Origin of the sequence: Nonomuraea cavernae (assembly GCF_040655715.1) — a bacterium.
GTDB lineage: Bacteria > Actinomycetota > Actinomycetes > Streptosporangiales > Streptosporangiaceae > Nonomuraea > Nonomuraea cavernae_A.
The window spans coordinates 163,130-181,718 of the sequence record NZ_JBFAKL010000015.1 but is presented as its reverse complement, the minus strand read 5'-3'; the positions used below and the strand labels follow the sequence as shown (position 1 = coordinate 181,718).

Genomic DNA, 18,589 nt, shown 5'->3' with positions numbered 1-18,589 from the left:
GACCGGTGGCTCGGGCGGCTCCGGCCGCCGTCGCGACGATTCACGGTGTCGCCGTGCCCGGAGGTGGCCGGATGCCCCTAGGGTCGTCGCCATGACGGCGGGGCGGCTCGCCGGGGTGCTGGGCGAGCCCCCGGTGCCGGAGGGAACGTGGCAGCGGGAGGCGGTCTACGTCTCGGCCGCCGCCCTGCGCCGCCGCGTGCCGCCCGGTGAGTTGGCCGCGCGGGTCCGCGAGGTGCCAGGGGTGTCCGGGGCGGAGGCGCTCTCCAACGGGTTCCTGCGGATCATCGTGGCGGTGCCGGGTGCGCTGGTCGAGGAGGTGGAGCCGGTCGCCGGCCTGCCTGATCCGTGGCCCGACCTCCCGCGTACCTGGGACAACCCGGGGTTCGTGGTCCGCTACGCCCGCGCCCGCGCGGCGGCCGTGCGGCGCTGGGCCCGCGATCTCGGGGTGCCGTCCGAGGGCTTCCGCCCGGACCTGCTCGACGACCCGCGCGACCGGGCCGTGCTGCGTGTCCTGGCCGAGCTCCCGAGCAGGCGGGCGAGCGTCTCACCTGGCTGGGAGTCCTTCCTGGTACGGCTCGCGCTCGCCTACCATGACGCCCACGAGCTGGCTCCGGCCGTGCCGGTGGGCGACGAGCCGCCCGGTCCGGTGCACACCGCCCGCGTGCGGCTGGCGGGCGCGGTGCGCGAGGTGCTCGTCGGCCCGGAGCGTTTGTGAATGATCGCAAAATATCCGGCCAAAGGGTCAAAAACCGTTAAAATATCCCTGGTCAGGCCGGATTCCGTCTCGATACGTGGGCAGCCGGTCCAGGAGGAGTGAGGGTTCCGATAGCCTCGTTCGGGTGAGTCGATTCGCCCATCCCGCCGGAGACCGCCACGCCGAGCCGCCGGCCCACGAGCGCCCCCCACTGGCGCCCGCCGACCTCAACCGGATCAATCCCACGATCTGGCCCCGAACGTCCGGCCGCGTCGATGGCGCGCTCACGATCGGCGACGTCGACGTCCGCGACCTGGTCCGCGAGCACGGCACCCCGCTGTACGTGTACGACGAGCACGACGTGCGCTCGCGCATGCGCGACTACGCGACGGCGTTCGCCGGCTCCGAGGTCCACTACGCGGGCAAGGCGTTCCTCTGCAAGGAGGTCGTCCGCTGGTTGCGTGACGAAGGGCTCGGCCTCGACGTGGCCAGCGGCGGTGAGCTGGCCGTCGCGCTCAGCGTCGGCTTCCCGCCCGAGCGCATCACCCTGCACGGCAACAACAAGTCCGTCGCCGAGCTGACCAGGGCCCTGGAGGCCGGCATCGGCCATATCGTGGTCGACTCCTACGAGGAGATCGCCCGCCTCGGCTTCCTCGCCGACCGCCACGGCAAGCGCCCCAAGGTGATGATCCGGGTCACCACCGGGGTCGAGGCGCACACCCACGAGTTCATCGCCACGGCCCACGACGACCAGAAGTTCGGCCTGTCGCTCAGCTCCGGCGCCGCCGCCGAGGCGGTCCGCCGGATCCTCGCCCTGCCGTCGCTGGAGCTCGTCGGCCTCCACTCGCACATCGGCTCGCAGATCGTCGACACGGCCGGGTTCGAGGTGGCCGCGCGCCGCCTGGCCACGCTGCTCGTGCAGATCAAGGCCGAGCACGACGTGCTGCTGCCCGAGCTCGACCTCGGCGGCGGCTACGGCATCGCCTACATCGAGGGCGACGAGGCCCCCGACATCAAGCGGATCGCCGACGGCCTGCGCGAGATCGTCGCCAAGGTCTGCACCGACGCCGGGCTGCCGGTGCCGAGGCTGACCGTCGAGCCGGGCCGCACCATCGTCGGGCCCGGCGGGATCACCCTCTACGAGGTCGGCACCGTCAAGGACGTCGAGGGGCTGCGCACCTACGTGAGCGTCGACGGCGGCATGAGCGACAACCTGCGCACCGCCCTCTACGGCGCCGACTACACCGCGGTGCTGGCCAGCCGAGAGAGCTCGGCGGAGCCCATGCTCAGCCGCGTCGTCGGCAAGCACTGCGAGAGCGGCGACATCGTCGTCCGCGACTGCTTCCTGCCCGCCGACCTCGCTCCCGGCGACCTGATCGCCGTGGCCGCCACGGGCGCCTACTGCCGTTCGATGGCGCACAACTACAACTACCTGCCCAAGCCCGCAGTGGTCGCCGTCGCCGACGGCGAGGCGCGGGTGATCGTGCGGGGCGAGACCGAGGACGACCTGTTGAGGGGACAGCTGTGAAACCGCTGAAGGTTGCGTTGCTGGGCTGCGGGGTCGTCGGCTCCCAGGTCATCCGCCTGATCCACGAGCAGGGCGACGACCTGGCCGCGCGCATCGGCGCGCCGCTGGAGCTGGCCGGCGTCGCGGTGCGCCGCCTGGGCCGCAAGCGCGACGTCGAGATCGACCCCGAGCTGCTGACCACCGACGCCGAGTCGCTGGTCGCCCGCGACGACGTCGACATCGTGATCGAGGTCATCGGCGGCATCGAGCCGGCCCGGTCGCTGATCGTGGCCGCCCTCTCGCGGGGCAAGTCGGTCGTCACCGCCAACAAGGCGCTGCTGGCCGAGGACGGGGCGACCCTGCACGAGGCGGCCCGCGCCGGCGAGGGCGACCTCTACTTCGAGGCCAGCGTGGCCGGGGCCATCCCGCTGCTGCGGCCGCTGCGCGAGTCGCTGGCCGGCGACCACGTCCAGCGGGTGCTGGGCATCGTCAACGGCACCACCAACTACATCCTCGACAAGATGGACTCCACCGGAGCGTCGTTCACCGACGCCCTGGAGGAGGCGCAGACCCTGGGCTACGCCGAGGCCGACCCCACGGCCGACATCGAGGGCTTCGACGCCGCCGCCAAGGCCGCGATCGTGGCCGGTCTGGCCTTCCACAGCCGGGTGACCGCCGCCGAGGTGCACCGCGAGGGCATCACCGAGATCACCGCCACCGACGTGGCCTCGGCCAAGGCCATGGGCTACGTGATCAAGCTGCTGGCCATCTGCGCCCGGTCCGACGACGGCCGGTCGATCGGGGTGCGCGTGCATCCGGCGATGATCCCGCGCTCCCATCCGCTGGCCGGCGTGCGCGAGGCGTACAACGCGGTGTTCGTGGAGGCGGAGTCGGCGGGACAGCTGATGTTCTACGGCAAGGGCGCGGGCGGCGCGCCGACCGCGTCCGCGGTGCTGGGCGACCTGGTGGCGGTGGCCCGCAACCGGCTCGCGGGCACTCGCGGCCCCGAGGAGTCGACCTACGCGTCCCTGGCCGTGCATCCGATGGGCGAGACGGTCACCCGCTGCCACGTGGCGCTCGACGTGGCCGACAAGCCCGGAGTGCTGGCCACGGTGGCCGACTTGTTCGCCAAGCACGACGTGTCGATCCAGACCGTCCGCCAGGAGGGGCGCGGTGACGACGCGAAGCTCGTCATCGTCACCCACCGGGCGACCGACGCGGCGCTCACGGCCACCATGGAAGGGCTGCGCGACCTGGACATCGTCCGCGCCGTGGCGAGCGTGATGCGCGTCGAGGGCGACGAGTAGCAGGCGTCAGGCGTCCGGGAAGGCGAGGGAGCGGATCCGGCGGACCGCCTTTCTGAGCACCGTACGGTCCTGGGTGCGGGAGAGCCGGACCGCCTCCCGCCGCCAGGTCTCGGCTTTGTCCCGCCACCGGGCGGCGTCCCGTTCCCTCTTGCCCACCTCCTTGCGGAGCCGGGCCAGCTCGGCGCGCAGGGCCGCCGTACGGTCGCGGAGCTGCGCGAGCTCCTTCTCCCGCCGCACGGCCAGCCGCTCGGCCTCCGGGACGGGGCGCCGGCGCGGCGGGTAGACCAGCGGCCTGCGGGTGACGTCCCACGACGCGCCGTCCAGCCATTCGAGGCCGAACACCTCGTCGAGGACGTCGTCCAGCCGCTCGCCGGGCTCGGCTACCAGGGCGGCGCGGGCCAGGGCCGACACGCGCTCCAGCCGGGCGACCAGCACCCCTTCGCCCGTCTCGTCCAGCGCCAGGCACACGGCGCCGCTGTCGTGCGCCTCCAGGTGGCCGACGAGCCGCTCCACGGAGTCACGGGCCGGAACCCAGCCAGGAGGGATCAGCAGCCGGAAGGGAGGCATGACGTCCAGTGCCGCGCCGGCCGCGGGCTCGGCGCCCGGCCACGCGGACTCGCCCGCCAGGCGGACCCGCGGGTCGTGCTCGAACGTGGCGTGGACGAGCCGCAGGTCCAGGTCCGCGTCACGCAGCGGTGAACGGCGGCCGCTGCCCAGAGACGCCCACGGACCCGTGATGGTGACCCGGATGTCCGGAAGGCTGCTCGCCAGGAGGGCGTCGACCGTGGCGCGTACGTCCTCGTAGGCCCCGGCCGGGACGTAGGCGTCGACGTACGGCACGAGCCACTGGCGGCCGGGGTCCGTACGGAGATGGCGGCGGTACGGCACCCGGTCCGCCACGTACGGGTCGTTGTGGCGCTTGAGGGTGGCGAAGTCCCGCATGGCGGTGGGCAGCCCGAGATGCCAGGCCCGCGCCTCGGGGTCGGGCACGAAGACCGCGCCCGCCTGGGTCAGCCGGTAGCCCAGCTCGGTGTCCTCGGCCAGCACCAGGGAGGTGTCCAGGCCGCCGATCGAGCGCAGCAGCGCGGCAGGGTAGGACGCCGTGGCGCCCACATGGATCCTGGTGGCCAGCGAGCTGGGCGCGGTGCGCAGGCCGTCGTGCTCGTGGATGATCTGCTCGGCCCAGTCGTGGCGGTGCGGCGAGAGCGGGAACAGGCTCTCCTCCGTGCCCGCCCGCACGGACGCGCGGACCTGCTCCGGCGTGGGCAGGCGTTCGGCCGGGGTGAAGTCGATCCAGCCCAGGACCACCAGGTACGGGGCGAGATGGTGCCAGCGGAGCTGCGCCTCGACGTGTTCGCGGTGGGGGACCATGTCGGCGTCCAGGACGAGGACGACGTCGCCGGTGGCCGCGTCGAGGCCGGTCTGGACGGCCCAGGCACGTCCCCAGCCGCCTGGCCGGGCGGGGATCAGCCGGGTCCTGGGCGGGACGAGCTCCGGCAGGCGCAGGGGAGGGGTGCTGCCGTCGTCCACGACGACGATGTCCGTGAGATCGGCCGGGTAGCTCTGCGCCGAGAGCGCCGCCAGGGTGAGGTCCAGGGTCTCCTGCCGGTCGTGGGCGGGGATGACGACCGTCACGGTCAGCGTGGGCTCTCCGTCGCCGAGCCGCGGCGGGGTCAGCACGCCGAAGTCCTGACGCCGGATGCGCGGCACGGACGTGTGCCCCGCCCGCCGGTCGAGGGTCACGGCAGGTCGCTCCCGTCCAGCTCCATCAGGGCGCTGGGGCGGAAGCCACGCCACTGGTCCCTGTTGCGACGCAGGAACGTGCCGATCGGCTCCTGCCAGGTGTGGTTGGCGGCGGGGCCACGGCGCAGGATGTAACCGAGGCCGTGGGTGCGGTAGATCTGGCCGCCCGCGGCCTGCATGGCCTCCTGGAACTGGGTGTCGACCGAGCGGCGCAGCGGCCGGAACCCGCCGACCGCCTGGAAGGCCGACCGTTCGACCAGGATCGTGCCGCCCGCGACGAAGCTGGTGATCTGCTCGGTGATCTGGCTGCGGTGCACGGTGACGTCGATCGACGACAGGTAGACGAACTCGGGCACGGTCCCCACCACCTGCGCGCCGGAGTAGGAGTGGGCGAGCAGCAGGTCGGACAGGAAGTCGGGACCATACCAGTCGTCGTCGTCCATCTTGAGCAGGAACGAGCCCGAGGCCCGGGCGGCCGCGTTGTTCAGCACCTGGCCGAAGATCTCGTCGTGGCCGGCCTCGTAGACGGTCAGCGGCCCGTCGAAGGCGGCGATCGCCGGGGCCACGTCGGGGTGTCCCCGGGGCACGCCGTGCAGGGCGAGGACGACCTCGGCCCGCGCGCCGCGCTGGCGGGCGATCTGGTCGAGGGCGAAGCCCACCATGTCGGTCCGGCGGGTGGCGAGCAACACGGAGGTCAGCGGTGGGGCCGGGGCGGGCGCGCCGAGCTGCTCCCAGCGGGCGGCCACACCGTGCGTGCGCAGCGCCGCGCGGCGCAACCGGACGCTGTGTTCCTCCCGCCGGAGATCATTGGAGATGTCGGGATCTGTCGTTACCAACGTGATCAGTTCGGCTCCGAGAGCGCCCGCCCAGCGCGGCACGCTCTCCGCGACCAGCGGGATCCCCGCCGCCGCCAGCCCCGCGAGCAGCCGCACGGCGGCCAGCGGCCCGCTGTGCGCGTGCCGCCAGTCGACCGTGAGGCCCCGGATCTGCCTCAGCCTGGACACGTCCGCGTCGGTCACCCCGCCCGACTCGGCGAACGCCGTCACCAGGCGTCCGTCCAGCACCACCGACCAGCGCCCCTCGCGCTCCTCCAGCGACGCCATGCCGCGTGACGGCGTGGTGACGAACCCCTGCGGGTTCACCAGGCGCTCGTCGACCGGCGGGACCATCGACGGCTCGCCCAGCACGTCCGGATCGGCCAGCGGCAGCCCGGCGCCGCCGGGTCGTCCGAGCCGCTCCCAACTGGCGGCCCGCAACGTCGGCCGCTCGACGGGCGTCTCCTCGCCGGTCCACGCGACGGATGCCTCTTCGCCCGCCCACTCGGCAGCTGTCCGGCCACCGGTCCTCTCGACAGGTTTCCGGTCGCCGGTGGAGGCCCGGGGGGCGGTGCTCTCGACAGATTTCCGGTCGCCGGGCGGGTCGGCAGGGGCAGGGGTGGGCGAGGTGGGCTCGCCCGCTCCCAGCGTGCGCAGCACCACGTCACTGCCCGGCGCGCCGATCCGGTCGGGCACCGGGCCGCCGACCTCGGCAGGGGTCGCGTTGGGGTCGCCGGGCCGCCAGTCGGCTGAGCCGACGCCCGCGATCGCCGCCGCCGGTGCCGCGATCACGTCCAGCCGGTGCCCCGCGAAGGCGCGCGCCGTCGCCGCCACGGTACGGCCCGCCGGCGTGGAGGCCGAGAATCGGGCGTCCACCACCCACACCCGGTCCTTGGGCCGGTGCACCCGCAGATCCGTCAGGGAGCGCCACCGGTGCGCGGGCGTCGGCGTCGGCACCGGAGCCGGATGCGCGGCCGGGGTGTCGAGCACGGCCACGACCACGCGCCGCGCCTCCGGCAGCAGCTTGTGCAGGGTGGACGCGCGCCGCAGGTCGGCGGGCGTGCCGGCGATCACGAGGACCTCGTGCACCTTCGCTGTCGCCGGCGGTGGCTCCAGCAGATCCCGGTCCAGATCGACCCCGCCGACCCCGCCCGGCAGCGTCTCCGCGCCGACCCCGACCAGGAACACCCGAGCCTTCGGCAGGTCCGCCAGCAACTCGCGGATCACCCCGCGCTCCTCAGGTGCCGCAGCAGCGAGCTGAGCCGGCGCCTCTCGGCGATGGGCTCGGCGGACAGCCGTTCCACCTCCGCCGACAGTCGCTCGACCTCCGCCCGCAACGCCTTCGCCTCGTCCCGCCGCTGAGCGGCCACCGCGCGCCACTTGACCGCGTCGCCCGACGCCGGCTCGGCCTCGGCCGCGGGAACGATCCCGTACTCGTCGCCGCTCACCCATATCGAGCCGAACAACTCGTCCACCAGCTCGTCGGCGGCTCCGGGGAAGAACGCGGCCCGGGAGAAGGCCGCGGTGCGTTCGAGCCGGGCCGTCACCACGCCGTCCGCCGACTCGGCAAGGACGGCGCAGACCAGGCCCAGCGGGCCGGGCTCGGCGAGGCGTACCAGCCGGGAGAGCGTGTCGGCGCCCGGCGCCCAGCCGGGCGGGAGCGTGAGCAGGAACGGGGAGGGAGCCGCGGAGACGGGCGCGGCCTCGGCGAAGGTGACGCGCGGCTCGTGGCGGTAGAGGTTGTGGATGAGGCGCAGGTCCAGCAGGGGTTCGTCGAGGCTGGAGCGGCGCTCGCCGGTCAGCCGCCCCCAGGGCCCGACGATCGTGACGCCGATGTCGCTGAGGGCGCCCGCGAGCGCCGCGTCCACGCAGGCCCGCGTCTCCTCGTAGCCGGTGGCCGCCACGACGACCCGCACGTAGGGCACGAGCCAGTGCCGTCGCGGGTGTTTGCGCAGCCAGCGCAGGTCGGGGACGAGGTCACCGAGGAACGACCAGTTGTGCCGGTGGACGTCCTTCTCCCGGCGCATGACCGTGGACGGGCCGACGTGCCGGGCCCGGGCCTGGGGGTCGGGGATGAACACCGCTCCGGCCTGCGCCAGCCGGTAGCCCAGCTCGGTGTCCTCGGCCATGTCGAGGCGCGGGTCGACGCCGCCCGCCGCGCGCAGCAGGCCGGCGCGCACCGACGTGGAGGCCCCGGTGTGCAGGAGGTAGGCGCCGGTCCCGGCGTCCTTCAGCATCCGGGTCGATTCGAGCGTCCTGCGGGTGTAGTCGGTCTGGGCGCCCTGCTCGTCCAGGGTCTCGACGAAGCGGGTCTCACCGATCACGACCGCGTGGTCGATCAGGTGGTGCCAGCGCATGTGGGCTTCGAGGTGGTCCTCGTCCAGGATCATGTCCGCGTCGAGCCAGTGGATCACGTCACCGGTGGCGGCGAGTTGTCCGGCCTGCCGGGCGGCGCCGCGGCCCCAGCCGTCCCGCACCCGTACGACCCGCGCGCCGGGCACGTCGCGGACCTCGATCGGCGGCTCGCTGCCGTCGTCGGCCACGACCACCTCGGTCAGCGCGGCGGGGTAGGTCTGGCGGGAGAGCGCGGCCAGGGTGCGGTCGAGCCCCGCCTGACAGTCGTAGGCGGGGATGACCACAGAAAGGGTCAAGATCGGATTCCAGCTCCCGATCGCGGGCGGCCGGAGCGAACCGTAATCGTTGTGTCTGACCTTGCTCATGTCCTGCCCTTGGCCAGGGCACGGACCTCCTGGCGCAGTTCGTCCACCTCGCGCGCGCGGGTGATGGCGTTCACCCGGTCCTCGCCGAGGGAGGCGAGGATCGCGCCAAGGTCGTCGTCGCGCCGCGTGGCCGACTGCTCGACGGCGGCGGCCAGACGGTCCAGTCTCGACTCGATCCGGCCGAGCGCGGTGGTGACCTTGGCGAGCCCGGCTTCGTGCTTCTTGATCCGCTGATCCATGCGCTGCGCCTTGCCGTCGAGCCGGCGCACGATGAGCACGAGCACGGCGAGGACGGCCAGAGCGATCAGGAACGCCCCGATGACCCCCGCCGCGGCCAGTGTGATCGAACCTCCGAGCAGCAGCACCACGAGTGCGGCCACGACAGCGACACCGAGGATCGCGGCGGCCGCTGCCAGCCGGCGGGGCGAGAGCATCCGCGCATACCTTCCATAGACATGACTAAAACGGCGTCAGGGGATATTGACACCTTAAGCAACATTCGCCACTACCGTGCCATAAGTTCCTGGGTGATAACTGGGAATTGCCTCGGCCGCGACCTGCACCGCTTTCCCGCACGAGGGTGGACTCGCGGCATACGTCCCAGTAAAACCGGCGTAGGGTAGGCGCCGATTGAGTCCCGCCGGTCGAGGAGCCCCACACGTATGTCCGTCACCCCTTGCGGCTTCACGCGTACGCCGGAGAAGGGGCTGGCCCGCCTGCACTGGAGCGAGGCCGGTTGGCAGGTCGACGGGCAGAGCCCCGACCCCGCCGCGCTCCGCCCGCTGCGCGGCCTCGAGATCGAGTGGCCCGGCGACGCGGTGCCCCTCGACGGGCTCACCCGGCTCGCCGCCGCCGGCGTGCCCCTCACCAGCCCCACCGCGCCCGCCTGGGTGCCCGCCGACCTGGCCGATCTGCTCACCGACCGCGCCTGGCTCGGCCACGTCGCCGACGGCACCGCGCGCTCGCTGGCCGACCTGCGGCGCGAGGAGCACAGCGTGCGCCTGCGCCGCCTCGCCCACCGCTCCGGCCACATCCCCTCGATCAGCGTCGTCATGTCGACCAGACGCCCCGCGATGGTCGGCGCCGCCCTGGCCCAGATGGCCCGCCAGCGCGACGTCGAGGTCGAGGTCCTGCTCGGGCTGCACGGGGTGCCCTTCGAGCGGGTACGCCAGGCCGTCGAGGACTGCCCGCTGCCCGTGGCCTGGATCGAGGCCTCCGCCGAGGTGCCGTTCGGCCGGGTGCTCAACCAGGCGGCCGCCCTGGCCAGCGGCGACTACCTGGCCAAGTGGGACGACGACGACTGGTACGGCCCCCGCCACCTCGCCGACCTGGTCATGGCGGCCGGCTACTCGGGGGCCGACATCGTGGGCACCGCAGGGGAGTTCTTCTACCTGGAGCCGCTGCACGCCACGATCAGGCGCACCAGGTTCGCCAGCGGCGCCGCCTACCCGAGCGAGGTCTGGTCCGACCACGTGGCGGGCGGCACGATCCTGCTCTCCCGGGCCAGGTTCGGCGACACCGGCGGATTCCCGGCCCAGCCCCGCGCGGTCGACCGCGACTTCCTGAAGGCCGCCTCCGAGGCCGGCGCCCGCGTCTACCGCACCCACGGCCTCGGCTATGTGCTGCGGCGCACGCTCAGCGACGAGCACACCTGGCAGCTCCCGCTCGCCCACTTCCTCAAGGTGGCCACCAACCAGTGGCGGGGTTTCCGCCCGAGCCGCCTGCTGGAAGCCGCATGAGAGTTCGCGGCAACGACTACCGCGTCCTGCGGCCTCCGGAGCGCTACGACCCCACGCTGCGCGTCAGCGTGATCGTGCCCGCCTACGGCGGCCAGGACAAGCTCGACCTGGTGCTGGCCGCGCTGGCCCGCCAGACCTACTCGGAGGCCCTGACCGAGGTCATCGTCGTGGACAACGGCAGCACGCCGCCGCTGCGGCTGCCCGGCGAGCGCCCGGCCGGCACCCGGCTGATCGTCTGCGAGACACCCGGCCGGGCCAGCGCCCGCAACGCCGGCCTGGCCGCGGCCACCGGCGACGTCATCCACTGGCTCGACTCCGACGTGGTGCTCACCCCGGGCGCGGTCGAGGCCCACATGCGCTGGCACCACACCGCCCCCTACCTGGTCGTGACCGGCTACATCAGGTTCACCGAGGCCCCCGTGCCGGCCGAGTTGCCCGACGACCTGGAGCGGGCGTTCGAGCCCGCCGAGCCGCACGCCTGGATCATCGACCTGGTGGAGCGCACCAACGGGCTCACCGACAACCCGCAGCGCCCGTTCAGCCTGCACGTCGGCGGCGCCACCTCGGTCAACGCCCGGCTGGTCGAGGCCGCGGGGCCGATGGACGACGAGCTCATCCTCGGCCAGGACACCGAGATGGGCTACCGGCTGTCGCAGGCCGGGGCGGTGTTCGTGCCCGAGCCGGCGGCCCGCGCCTACCACCTCGGGCCCACCATGCGGATGCGCGACAAGCAGCCCATCGACCGCGTGAGCCACGCCTTCGTGGCCGACCGCATCCCCTCCTACCGGTGGCTGCGCTCCAACCCCGGGCGCCAGTGGAAGGTCCCCTACGTCACCGTCGTGCTCGACGGCACCGCCGGCTACGAGACCGTACGCGCCACGGTCGACGCCCTGCTGGCCGGCACCGTGCCGGACATCTCGATCGTCCTCGTCGGCCCGTGGGACTCGGCCGGCCGTGAGCGCCGCGCCCCGCTGACCGACCCCGGCCTCGACCTGCTCCTGGTCCACGGCCACTACCAGTACGAAGGCCGGGTGCGGTTCGCGTCCACCGGCGAGGCCGACCCCGCCGTTCCCTTCGTGCTGCGCCTTCCCTCCGGCTGGGTTCCGGGCGAGGACACCCTGGCCAAACTCCTCGATCTGGCCCGTGACGAGGGCCTCGGCCTGGTCAACGTGCTGCTGCACGAGTCGGCCGACGGCGTGCGGACGGCCCGGCTGGAGCGCGCCTCCGCCTTCGCCAGGGCCCGGATCGTGCTCCGGCCGGAGGAGTGTCTCGACGACGCGGTCGACGACGTGTCCGGCGTGTCGTGGGTGGAGACCGAGAGCTATCCGTTCACCACGGAGCCCCCCGTCGTCCTCGGCCGACGTGGCGCCCTGCGCGCCAGAACCGAGGCCCAGGACGAGGCCGCGCGGCTGGCCAAGGAGGCCGCCAAGGAGGCCGAACGGCTGCGCGGCCAGGTCGCCAGGTGGCGCGACGAGGCGGCCAAGTGGCGCAAGAGCGCCGTCGAGCTCCGCCGTGAGGTCGGCTCCCTGCGCCGGCAGCTCGCCGCGGCCAAGCGCGCCCAGCAGGGGCTGCGCGTCGTCCTGTCCACCACGGTGAAACGCGCGCTCGGCAAGGGGCGCCGCTGAGCCGTCAGCCGGTTCGCAGCGCCGACTTCAGCCGGCCCAGGAGGGTCCGCTCGACCGGCTCCTCCGGTGAGACCGCCGCCGGGACCGCGGCGGCCGAGGTCGGGGCCGGGGCCGGGGTCGCCGGGGGCCAGTAGCGCTCCGGTGACACGTGCCGTACACCGTGGGTGGTGGCGATGACGGCGTCGAGATCGTCGAGGTCGGCGCCCGGCGCGGCGAGCAGCCGCGCGCGCCCCAGGGCGGAGGTGCGTTCGAGACGGGCGGTGCGGCCGTCGGGCAGGTCCACGACGAGTACGCCCGTCAGGTCCTTCTGCACGGTCTCCACCATGCGTTCGAGAGTCGCGCGGTGCAGCGGCACATCCACCGGCCCCCGATAGCGGAACGGCGTCGGCGCGGGCGTGGGCGCGGCCTCGTCGATCAGCCTGATCCGCTCGTCGTGGGCGAACAGGTCGCGCATCAGCCTCAGCTCGAAGCACGGGTCGCCGAGGACCGAGCGCCGTCCCTCGCGCAACCGCGACCACGGCCCCACCAGCGTCACCGCGACGTCCTGCAGCTTGCCGTCGAGCGCCGCCGCCACCGCCCGCCGCACGACCGCCTCGGAGGTGTCGGTGACGTCCAGCACGATCTCCACGTACGGCACCAGCCACCGCCGCCCGCGATCCTTGCGCAGGTCGCGCCGGAGCGGCACGCGGTGCGCGAGATAGGGCTCCACGACCCGCACGGCCCGCTCCCGGTCGAGGTGCTGCGCCGGCAACCCGAGATGTACGGCCCGCGCCTCCAGATCGGGGACGAACACCACCCCGTGCATGGCCAGCCGGTAGGCGAACTCGGTGTCCTCGCCCCGGGCCACCGTCGGGTCGAGACCCCCCACGGCGTGGAAGACCTCCCGGGGCAGCGCGAACGTCGGCCCCGTGCACACGTGGTAGGGATTGCGGCTCCGGCGCAGCCCGTCGGTCTTGGCGATCGTCGCCTCGGTGGAGCTCGCCACCGCCCGGTCCAGGTCGAACAGCTCGTCCAGCCGCCGCGCCCGGAACACCTCGCCCGCGGTGAGCGACGGCACCTCGACGAACCTCTTCATGCCGATCGTGACCAGATAGTCGGTCAAATGGTGCCATCGGGCGAGCGCCTCGATGTGCTCCCGGCAGGCCACCATGTCGGCGTCGAGCCGCTGGATGATCTCGCCGTCGGCGGCATTGGCGCCGGTGTTGACGGCGTTGGAGATGCCCCAGCCGCTTCCGGCCCTGACGACGCGGGTGTTGTCGGGCCTGATCTCCGGCAGCCGAATCGGCGGCTCGCTGCCGTCGTCGACGACCAGGACCTCCAGCAGGTGGCCCGGATAGGTCTGGGCGGCCAGCGCGGCCAGCGTCAGCTCCAGGTGCGGCCCGCCGTGCGCCGGAATCACCACGCTCACCGACAGGGCAGGCGACCAGGCGCCGAGCTCGGGCGGCTGCAGTGGAGAAAAGTCGTTCTGCGTCATCGCGGGACGCGCGCTCATGATGGTGACCCCCTGGCGCGACCTTATCGACAGTTGCTGAGAATTTCCTCAATTGCGGCATGTCCGGCCCCGGCCACGCCGTCCCGGCCGTCCGGGGCCCTCCGGCCGCTCGTCCCCTCCCAGGCACCCCGTACACTTTGTGCCGGACAACGCAGGTAGGGAGTCATCATGAGCAGGTCATGGCGTGGCCTCATCGAGGAGTACCGTGAGCGTCTTCCGGTCACCACGAAGACGCCCGTCGTCACGCTGCTGGAGGGCGGCACACCGCTGGTGCCCGCGCACCGCGTCTCGGCCCTCACCGGATGTGACGTCTACCTCAAGGTCGAGGGCGCCAACCCGACGGGCAGTTTCAAGGACCGCGGCATGACCATGGCCATCAGCAAGGCCGTGGAAGAGGGCGCCAAGGCGGTCATCTGCGCCTCCACCGGCAACACCTCGGCCTCGGCCGCGGCCTACGCGGTGCGCGCCGGGCTCACCTGCGCCGTCCTGGTGCCGCGCGGCAAGATCGCGATGGGCAAGCTGGCCCAGGCGCTCGTTCACGGAGCCACGCTGCTGCAGGTCGAGGGGTCGTTCGACGACTGCCTGGAGATGACCCGCAAGCTGTCCTCCAGCTACCCGATCGCGCTGGTCAACTCGGTCAACCCGTTCCGGCTCCAGGGCCAGAAGACCGCCGCCTTCGAGATCGTCGACACGCTGGGCGACGCGCCCGACATCCACTGCATTCCCGTGGGCAACGCGGGCAACATCTCGGCCTACTGGATGGGCTACCGCGAATATCTCACCGACGGGGTGTCGTCGAAGGCCCCCCGGATGTTCGGATTCCAGGCCAGCGGGTCCGCGCCCATCGTCAACGGCGCCCCGGTCGCCCATCCCCACACGATCGCCACCGCCATCCGCATCGGCAATCCGGCCTCCTGGCAGCTCGCCATCGCCGCGCGCGACGAGTCGGGCGGCGACATCCAGTCGGTGACCGACCGCCAGATCGCCGCCGCGTACAAGCTGCTGGCCCAGGAGGAGGGCGTGTTCGTCGAGCTCGCCTCGGCGGCCAGCGTGGCCGGCCTGCTGCAGGCGCACGCGCGGGGCCTGATCGAGCCCGGCCGGCGCATCGTCTGCACGGTCACCGGCAACGGTCTCAAGGACCCCGACTGGGCCATCGCGGGCGCTCCGGCCCCGGTCACGATCCCCATCGACGTCCAGGCCGCGGCAGGCGCGCTCAACCTCGCCTAGCGCCGCACACCTGCGCGGCGACAGTCGTCCGGACAGTCATCCGGACGTTCATCTGTACGATCCCGGCGTGGCTCGGCCGCGCGCGGGGTCGCGGACCGAGAGGTAAGTCTGACCGATGAGCACCGTGGTGATCCACGTGCCGGCGACGTCGGCCAATCTGGGGCCCGGGTTCGACTCCCTGGGCCTGGCGCTGGGCCTGCACGACGAAGTCGAGGCGACGCTCACCGGTGAGCCGGGCGTCCAGGTGACCGTCGAAGGCGAGGGCGCCGGCGAGGTCGAGCTCGGAGAGGGCCATCTGGTCGTCAAGGCCATGCGCAAGGCGTTCGACCGGATGGGCATGGCGCAGCCCGCCGGGATCCGCCTGCACTGCCGCAACCGGATCCCCCACGCCAGGGGGCTCGGCTCGTCGTCCGCGGCGATCTGCGCGGGCCTGCTCGCCGCGCGCGCGCTGGCCGGCGAGGGCGAACTGTCCGACGACGAGCTGCTCGCGCTCGCCACCGAGATGGAGGGCCACCCCGACAACGTGGCTCCGTGCCTGGCCGGAGGGCTGACCATCGCCTGGACCGAGCACTCCGGCGCACCGCGTATGGTGAAACTAATCCCCGATGCGCGCATCCGGCCCGTCGTGATCGTTCCGGCGACTCGACTGGCCACCGAGACCGCTCGGGGGCTTCTTCCGAAGGACGTGCCCCACAAGGACGCCTCCTTCAACGCCGGCCGGACCGCGCTGCTGATCGCGGCGTTGCTCCAGTCACCGGATCGCGAGCTACTGCTGGCCGCGACGGAAGATCGGCTCCATCAGAAATACCGCGCGCCTGCGATGCCGCGGAGTGCGGATCTGGTAGAACGTCTCCGTGCAGTGGGCGTGCCCGCGGTCGTCTCGGGGGCGGGTCCCACGGTTCTTGCGTTTTCGACACCGGATTCGCAGGATTTGATCGCGCCAGAAGTGGGTAATGACTGGCACATCCAGCTAATGGACGTCGACCCAGTTGGTGCGAACGTTCAGTTCCCCGAGACACGCTGATGACACTTAGACCTTCAGGGAATAGTCGTGTGCGCTGGTGATGTTAGGCTGATAGCCGCACCAGATGCCCCCTTGGTGGGTGCGTGCTTGTCAGCCATGCATTGCTGCATTGTGCTTCACGCCGTGAGGCGTGGGCGGCGCGGCTGTCTCCCCGGAATCCGTTACCTCCGGTTGGCCCACACCCGGTTGGCCCAAAGTGAGGCGGCGACGACGGGGGCTTGCGCGTTCGAATCACCTCGACATCTGGCTGGCGACGGCAATCTGGGGGGTGTCTTCCACGCGTCACCGTCCTGTGACGGCCTGGACGAGCCCCTCCCCAAGAGTGGCGGCCGTCCCCAGCGACGGCCGAAGATCGCAAAGTGCACCCCGACCCGGTCTGCGCCGGATCGCAAGCACCTCCGGGACGCCCGGCAGAACAAAACCGGGGCCCGACCCCTGGGAAGGACCTTTTAGTTGAGCGACACCACCGAACTCCTCTCCGACGCACCAGGCTCGCCTGCGCAGCCGGCGTCCGGCGACACCCCCACCCGCGCCGCGGCCAAGCCCCGTGCGCGTCGCTCCGGCACCGGCCTCTCCGCCAAGGTGCTGCCCGAGCTGCAGAAGATGGCCGCCGAGCTGGGCATCAGCGGCACCGGACGGATGCGGAAGAGCCAGCTCATCGCGGCCATCCAGGAGAAGCAGGGCGTCAGTCCCGGAGACAGCGCACCTGCTCCCGTGGCCGAGGCGCCGGCAGTGGCCGCGGTCACCGCCGAGGCGGCGCCCGTGACCGAGCGTCCGGCCCGTGCCCGCAGGGAACGCTCCCGCGCCAAGACCGTCGAGGAGCCCGCTCCGCAGGCCGCCGAGCCGGTCGTCACGGCGCCCGAGCCCGCGGTCGCACCGGCCGAGCCGGTCGTCGAGCAGACCTCTCAGCCCGCCGACACCGGTCACGGTGACCCGCGCGGCGACCGTGGCGAGAGCCGGCGTGAGCGCCGCAGCCGTGGCGAGCGCCGCGACCGCGGCGACCGTTCCGGCAACGACCGCGGTGAAGGCGGCCGTGAAAGCGGTCGTGACGCCGGTCGTGATGGTGGCCGCGACAGCGGTCGTGACGCCGGTCGTGATGGTGGCCGCGACAGCGGTCGTGACGCCGGTCGTGACAGTGGCCGCGACGGCGGTCGTGACGGCGGTCGTGACGCCGGTCGTGACAGTGGCCGCGACGGTGGCCGTGACGGCTCCCGTGGCGAGGGCGGACGCTCCGACCAGCGGGTCGACACCGGCAGCCGCTCCGACCAGCGGGGCGACCAGCGTACTGACCAGCGGGGCGACGACGACGGCGGCGGCCGTGGCCGCCGGGGCCGCTTCAGGGAGCGCAACCGTGGCCGTGGCCGCGACCGCTTCGACAGCACCGAGCCCGTGATCGGCGACGACGACGTTCTCATCCCGATCGCCGGCATCCTCGACATTCTCGACAACTACGCGTTCGTCAGGACGAGCGGCTACCTGCCGGGCAGCAACGACGTCTACGTCTCGCTCGCCCAGATCCGCCGCAATGGCCTGCGCAAGGGCGACGTCATCACCGGCGCCGTCCGCCAGCCTCGCGACGGCGAGCGCCGCGAGAAGTTCAACGCCCTGGTCCGCCTCGACACCGTCAACGGCATGGACCCGGAGCAGGCCCGCAACCGGCCCGACTTCAACAAGCTCACGCCGCTCTACCCGCAGGAGCGCCTGCGCCTGGAGACCGAGCACAACGTCCTCACCACGCGGATCATCGACCTCGTCTCGCCGATCGGCAAGGGCCAGCGCGGTCTCATCGTCTCGCCGCCCAAGGCCGGTAAGACGATGGTGCTGCAGTCGATCGCCAACGCGATCACCCGCAACAACCCCGAGTGCCACCTGATGGTCGTGCTCGTGGACGAGCGGCCCGAAGAGGTCACCGACATGCAGCGGTCGGTCAAGGGCGAGGTCATCCACTCGACCTTCGACCGTCCCGCCGAGGACCACACCACGGTCGCCGAGCTCGCCATCGAGCGGGCCAAGCGCCTGGTGGAGCTGGGCCACGACGTGGTCGTCCTGCTCGACTCGATCACCCGCCTCGGCCGCGCCTACAACCTGGCGGCCCCGGCGTCCGGTCGCATCCTGTCGGGTGGTGTCGACTCCACGGCCCTCTACCCGCCCAAGCGCTTCTTCGGCGCCGCCCGCAACATCGAGAACGGCGGCTCGCTGACGATCCTCGCCACGGCCCTGGTCGAGACCGGGTCCAAGATGGACGAGGTCATCTTCGAGGAGTTCAAGGGCACCGGCAACATGGAGCTCAAGCTCAACCGCTCCCTGGCCGACAAGCGCATCTTCCCCGCGGTGGACGTCGACGCGTCCGGCACCCGTAAGGAAGAGATCCTGATGCCCAAGGACGAGCTTCAGATCGTCTGGAAGCTCCGCAGGGTCCTCCACGCGCTGGACATGCAACAGGCTCTGGAGCTTCTTCTGGAGAAGATGAAGGAGACCAAGTCCAACGCCGAGTTCCTCCTGCAGGTCCAGAAGACCATAGTGAGCAACGACCGCGACTGACGCACCACCTGGAAGGGGCGGCCCGGGTCACCGGCCGCCCCTTTCGCATGACGTCAACCCGCGAGGGAATGCATCGTGGCCTGGGATGGTTTCAGTGTCTGGCACACTGGTAGCTGACCCGTAGCGGTTCCGGTTCCCGCCCACGCGTGAGCGCG

At 72.4% G+C, this 18,589-nt stretch carries 13 protein-coding genes; 8 read left to right on the top strand and 5 right to left on the bottom strand.

The features are described 5' to 3' along the window. The first annotated feature begins 91 nt into the window (after positions 1–91). From AB0I38_RS22815 to AB0I38_RS22805, 3 genes are all read left to right on the top strand, one after another. A complete protein-coding gene (locus AB0I38_RS22815) occupies positions 92–715 on the top strand; it encodes an anticodon-binding protein (protein WP_358471234.1) in 624 nt (207 codons plus the stop codon). Between the two features lie 124 nt (positions 716–839). After that, positions 840–2,222, top strand: a complete 1,383-nt coding sequence (lysA, locus tag AB0I38_RS22810) for a diaminopimelate decarboxylase (RefSeq protein WP_358471232.1) — start codon at positions 840–842, stop codon at positions 2,220–2,222. After that, positions 2,219–3,508, top strand: a complete 1,290-nt coding sequence (locus AB0I38_RS22805; protein ID WP_358471230.1) for a homoserine dehydrogenase — start codon at positions 2,219–2,221, stop codon at positions 3,506–3,508. The genes lysA and AB0I38_RS22805 overlap by 4 nt, the downstream gene beginning before the upstream one ends. 6 nt (positions 3,509–3,514) lie before the next feature. Here AB0I38_RS22805 and AB0I38_RS22800 read toward each other — a convergent pair whose 3' ends face one another. From AB0I38_RS22800 to AB0I38_RS22785, 4 genes are all read right to left on the bottom strand, one after another. Beyond that, positions 3,515–5,251: a glycosyltransferase gene (locus AB0I38_RS22800; RefSeq protein ID WP_358471228.1), complete on the bottom strand. Its 1,737-nt coding sequence runs from the start codon at positions 5,249–5,251 to the stop codon at positions 3,515–3,517. After that, positions 5,248–7,293, bottom strand: a complete 2,046-nt coding sequence (locus tag AB0I38_RS22795) for a glycosyltransferase (protein ID WP_358471226.1) — start codon at positions 7,291–7,293, stop codon at positions 5,248–5,250. Before AB0I38_RS22795 ends, AB0I38_RS22800 begins: the two co-directional genes overlap by 4 nt. Then, a complete protein-coding gene (locus AB0I38_RS22790) occupies positions 7,290–8,717 on the bottom strand; it encodes a glycosyltransferase (protein WP_358471224.1) in 1,428 nt (475 codons plus the stop codon). The genes AB0I38_RS22795 and AB0I38_RS22790 overlap by 4 nt, the downstream gene beginning before the upstream one ends. Positions 8,718–8,782: 65 nt before the next feature. Continuing rightward, complete coding sequence (locus tag AB0I38_RS22785) at positions 8,783–9,220, bottom strand: hypothetical protein (RefSeq protein WP_358471222.1); 438 nt, start codon at positions 9,218–9,220, stop codon at positions 8,783–8,785. A gap of 228 nt (positions 9,221–9,448) precedes the next feature. Between AB0I38_RS22785 and AB0I38_RS22780 the strand changes: the two genes are divergently transcribed. Together AB0I38_RS22780 and AB0I38_RS22775 are read left to right on the top strand one after the other, a co-directional pair. After that, positions 9,449–10,525 (top strand): glycosyltransferase family 2 protein, encoded by a 1,077-nt coding sequence (locus AB0I38_RS22780; RefSeq protein WP_358471220.1) that lies wholly within the window; start codon positions 9,449–9,451, stop codon positions 10,523–10,525. After that, positions 10,522–12,150, top strand: a complete 1,629-nt coding sequence (locus AB0I38_RS22775) for a glycosyltransferase (RefSeq protein ID WP_358471218.1) — start codon at positions 10,522–10,524, stop codon at positions 12,148–12,150. The genes AB0I38_RS22780 and AB0I38_RS22775 overlap by 4 nt, the downstream gene beginning before the upstream one ends. Positions 12,151–12,154: 4 nt before the next feature. Here the strand turns inward: AB0I38_RS22775 and AB0I38_RS22770 are convergent, their stop codons facing one another. After that, positions 12,155–13,642 carry a glycosyltransferase gene (locus AB0I38_RS22770; RefSeq protein ID WP_358471216.1) on the bottom strand — a complete coding sequence of 496 codons (1,488 nt, stop codon included), beginning with the start codon at positions 13,640–13,642 and terminating at the stop codon, positions 12,155–12,157. A gap of 168 nt (positions 13,643–13,810) precedes the next feature. Here AB0I38_RS22770 and thrC point away from each other — a divergent pair, with 168 nt between their 5' ends. The 3 genes from thrC to rho all read left to right on the top strand — a co-directional run bounded on the left by thrC (position 13,811) and on the right by rho (position 18,434). Beyond that, the gene (thrC, locus tag AB0I38_RS22765; RefSeq protein ID WP_358471214.1) at positions 13,811–14,869 is read left to right on the top strand and encodes a threonine synthase; all 1,059 of its coding nucleotides are present in this window, start codon (positions 13,811–13,813) and stop codon (positions 14,867–14,869) included. A 115-nt stretch (positions 14,870–14,984) separates the two neighbouring features. Further along, on the top strand, positions 14,985–15,893 hold the full coding sequence (gene thrB / locus AB0I38_RS22760; protein WP_358471212.1) for a homoserine kinase: 909 nt from the start codon (positions 14,985–14,987) through the stop codon (positions 15,891–15,893). Positions 15,894–16,346: 453 nt separating this feature from the next. After that, entirely contained in the window at positions 16,347–18,434 is a 2,088-nt protein-coding gene (gene rho / locus AB0I38_RS22755; RefSeq protein WP_358471210.1) for a transcription termination factor Rho, read from the top strand. Positions 18,435–18,589: the final 155 nt, after the last annotated feature.

What these genes read in the sequence shown, in the direction of transcription:
- AB0I38_RS22815 (WP_358471234.1), top strand. Translation starts at nt 92, where the DNA reads ATGACGGCGGGGCGGCTCGCCGGGGTGCTGGGCGAGCCCCCGGTGCCG.
- AB0I38_RS22785 (WP_358471222.1), bottom strand. Translation starts at nt 9,220, where the DNA reads ATGCTCTCGCCCCGCCGGCTGGCAGCGGCCGCCGCGATCCTCGGTGTC.
- AB0I38_RS22780 (WP_358471220.1), top strand. Translation starts at nt 9,449, where the DNA reads ATGTCCGTCACCCCTTGCGGCTTCACGCGTACGCCGGAGAAGGGGCTG.
- AB0I38_RS22775 (WP_358471218.1), top strand. Translation starts at nt 10,522, where the DNA reads ATGAGAGTTCGCGGCAACGACTACCGCGTCCTGCGGCCTCCGGAGCGC.
- AB0I38_RS22770 (WP_358471216.1), bottom strand. Translation starts at nt 13,642, where the DNA reads ATGAGCGCGCGTCCCGCGATGACGCAGAACGACTTTTCTCCACTGCAG.
- thrC (WP_358471214.1), top strand. Translation starts at nt 13,811, where the DNA reads ATGAGCAGGTCATGGCGTGGCCTCATCGAGGAGTACCGTGAGCGTCTT.
- thrB (WP_358471212.1), top strand. Translation starts at nt 14,985, where the DNA reads ATGAGCACCGTGGTGATCCACGTGCCGGCGACGTCGGCCAATCTGGGG.